Origin of the sequence: Lentzea aerocolonigenes (assembly GCF_000955955.1) — a bacterium.
In the GTDB taxonomy this organism is placed as follows: Bacteria; Actinomycetota; Actinomycetes; order Mycobacteriales; family Pseudonocardiaceae; genus Lentzea; species Lentzea aerocolonigenes_A.
This window is the reverse complement of record NZ_JYJG01000182.1, coordinates 1-3,668: the sequence shown is the minus strand read 5'-3', so window position 1 is coordinate 3,668 and position 3,668 is coordinate 1. Positions and strand designations below refer to the sequence as shown.

Annotated in this window: 1 protein-coding gene and 1 pseudogene; one reads left to right on the top strand and one right to left on the bottom strand. The window is 72.3% G+C overall.

Annotation, left to right across the window (positions count from 1 at the left end; translation table 11 throughout):
- The coding region (locus UK23_RS53910; RefSeq protein ID WP_231114646.1) for a hypothetical protein at window positions 1-217 on the bottom strand (217 nt) is incomplete at its 3' end.
- Between the two features lie 187 nt (window positions 218-404).
- Between UK23_RS53910 and UK23_RS52890 the strand changes: the two are divergent.
- A pseudogene (locus UK23_RS52890) lies at window positions 405-3,668 on the top strand (hypothetical protein); the annotation flags it as partial.

Here is a 3,668-nt window from a genome sequence, read left to right as displayed (position 1 = left end):
CGACCCCGACCACCGGCGCGACCCCAACGACGGGTACGACTCCGGCGACGGGAACGACCCCGACCACGGGCACGACCCCGACGACAGGTACGACCCCGACCACGGGCACGACGCCGGCGACGGGTACGACGCCGGCCACGGGCACGACCCCGGCGACGGGAACGACCCCGACCACGGGCACGACCCCAACGACAGGTACGACCCCGACGACAGGCACGACGCCGACCACGGGCACGACGCCGGCGACGGGTACGACGCCGGCGACGGGTACGACCCCGGCGACGGGGCCTGTCGCGTCGACCTCGACCGATGGCCCTGCTCCGCGTGGCTCGGACGACCCGCCGGTTCCTTCGGGTGGGGGCGACCGCCAGCCGCTCGGCTCCCGGGAGAGTGTCGACCCGGCGGTGGACCGTTCGGCGCCAGGCGAGCAGCTGCGCGCGCCCGATGCGGGAGAGCGGACCGTTCCGCAGGCGTCGGACCGCGTGGCCGAGCAGCCGGTCACGGCGCAGGAGAGGCGCGGCACCGACGACGCTGCGCCGGTCGTTGGCGGCAAGCTCGACGCGGAGAACGTTGGTGCCGGGCCTGATCAGCGCGGTGCCGGTGCGGGCGATGGCACGCCGATCGTTGGTCCGGTGGCTGGCGGCAAGCTGGACGGGCAGGACGTTGGCGCTCGGCCCGACCAGCGGGTGGGCGGTACCCGTCCAGATGCGCCGGCGGGCAGCCGGCCGGATGCGCAGCCCAGCGGGACTCGGCCGGATCAGCAGGTGCCTGGTGGTCGGCAGGACGTGCCCGCCACGGGTGGTCGGCAGGAGACCCCGACGGTCGGCGGTCGGCAGGACGTGCCCACTACGGGTGGTCGGCAGGAGACCCCGACGGTCGGCGGCCGCACGGACGCTCCCACCACCGGTGCCCGGCCGGAAACGCAGGCGGGTCCCGGCCAGCCGACGGGCGGTACCCGTCCCGCGGACGCCGGGCGAGCCGGCAACGCCACGGATCCGGCGCGGGTGCGCGACGGTCAGCAGCCTGACACGCGCTCGTCCGGGCCGAGTGCCGATCGTCCGGGCGTGGCGCAGCCGGAGCGGGTCGTCACGACGTCCGACGGCGCACCGGTGTCCGAACGCACTCCGGACGTGGATCCCGCCGACCGCCGTCAGCAGCCCGTCACCGACGGGGAAGCCGTGCCCGTGGCGAGCAGTGGCCGCGTGGACGAGGCGACCACCCGCCTGGACGAGCCTTCGACCAGGCACGAGCCCGAGATCACCCCGGTGCGCGAGGGCGACCCGGCAAGCACCCCGGACCCGGTCGACCTCGTCCAGCGCACGCGGTCGGAACGGCCCGTCGTCGACGGCGACATCGACGGTACGGCGGTGCGCAAGGCGATCATCGACCAGCTCGGGCTGAAGGACGGCAAGGCCGATCGGTTGGTGCGCGAGGCCATCGAGACGCACTTCTCCAACGAGAACCTCAAGACCCACTTCCACCGCGCCGCCGACGGTGGTGTGGTCGTGGACCTCGGGGTGAAGACGCGGCAGGCGCCTCAGATCAAGATCGAGGTCGTCGGGATCGGCACCGGGCGTGACGTGCAGGCGAAGCCGACCGACTTCGCGAACAAGCGCACGCGCACGCCGTCGGAGCAGTCGGTGACCAGCGAACGGTCGCCCATCTCGGCTGACGCACGCAACTTCCGGGTGCCGACGCCGTTCGTCAACGTCACGCTCAGGCTCGCGGGCCTGTTCAACCAGCCGTCGTCGTCGATGGAGGCGAAGCTCTCGCGCGGCCTGAAGACCGAGGTGACCGAGACGGGCTTGCGTGCCGAGCGGTCCGTGCACGACGTCACCTTCAAGGTCACGGTGCGCGAACCGCGGAAGTGGCCGTGGCTGAAGGGGCAGACGAAGACCGACGCGGTGTCGGTGGACGTGCCGCTGGTGTGGCCGCGCCGGGAGGTCGCGACGCCACCGGCGGAGCCGATCAGGCCGGACCTGCGACCGCGCGACATCGCCCAGGTCGAGATCAACGGCCTGCACAAGATCTACAACGAGGTCGAGCGGGCGCTCGCGGGACCGAAGGCCGAGAACTTCCCGGTCGGGCACCCCGGTGCACGCAGGTTCCGCGACTGGCTCGCCACCCTGCCGGACCGCGGCGCCGAGCTGCTCACCGGCGAGCCGGTGCGGGAGGCGTTCCAGCTGCCCGGCAAGCGGCAGCGGGTCGAGGTGTCGATCGCGGTCGTGGACACGCAGGCCGTCCGTCCCAAGGAGACGGTCGACGGCAGGATCGTGCGGACGCACGACACCACCTACGAGTCGACGGCCGGGCAGTCGGTGAGCCTGCGCTGGGGTGGCGGTCTGTTCGTCCAGGCCGGTGACATCACGGGTGCGCTGGGCGGCGGCGCCGGCCCGATCGCGTACAAGTACGCGACCACGACGACGGGGAGCAAGACCACCACCAAGGGAAAGCAGGAGGTCACCAGCACCTACACCGGACCCGTGGAGAACCAGCAGGTGCGGTTCTCCTACGTCGTCCAGGTCGGTTCGGGTGCGGACGCGCACCGCCTCAAGATCGACGCGGACGGCACCGTGTGGAGCAGGCCGGAGGGGGCTGTCGAGGAACCGGTCCGGCACGCCACCGAACCGGAGACGTCCGGCCACGCCGTGCCCGAGACGGTGGACCTGGACCGCGCGCTGCACCAGCTGGACGTGATCCACACCCTGCCGGAGGAGACGGTCGCGGGCATCGTCGGCCCCACCCTGCACCGGCTGTGGGTCGAGGGGGTCGTGCGGTCGAAGGACCTGGGGGCGTTCGAGCAGCGGCTGCGGCAGTTCGTGCACGACCACGCCAGGGAGATCGGCCGGGGCGAGCCGGTCCGGTTGCCCGTCAGCTCGTGGGCCAAGAACGCGCCCGACGTGTTCGTGAAGACCCGTCCCGTCACGGCCGAAGCCCGCTACGTCGGCGTGGTGCCCGGTGAGACGGCCAAGACGGTGACCTCGGTGGCGCGCAAGGAGAGCGCCGACCTCACCAAGTCGTGGGACACCACCGCCGGCGTCTCGGGCTACGTCTTCGACTCACGGGTCAAGAACTACAAGGCGGGCAACGCCTACATCTACGGCAAGCACCACACCAAGAACGTCGAGAACCTCACTCAAGAGGTCGGTGTCGAGCACAGGTTCGACGGCGAACGGCCGCTGCACCGGACCAGCTACCCGGTCGAGATCGAGGTCGCGCTCAGTGACCGCTGGGCGGGCGACGGCGAGAAGGTGCACACGTTCCGCGGCGAGGCCGACATCCTCGTTCCCGAGCGCCCGGCACCCGTGTCCGACACGACGAGGACCCGCCGCGACAGTGCCGTCGAGGATCTCGACGAGGTGACGCCGCGCTGGGAGAAGATCGACAACACCGCCGGCTGGCGTGCGGCGTCGAGGATGGGCACGCACCGCGCCGCCTACCTGCCGCCGGTGTTCCAGCTCGACTCGCTCAAGCCCGTGCCCGACCTCGTGCCCACGGTGGCCCGCATGGTCGACGAGGAGCCGGGGAACAAGGTGGCCGGCTGGGGCAGGCGCGTCCTGTTCGGCAACCGGCCGGCCAACATCGACCAGCACAAGGCGAGCAACCTGGCGGGCGCCGACCTGAACAGGCCGGACGAGCGCACCGCGGCCAGGGAGGCGCTCGAGGCC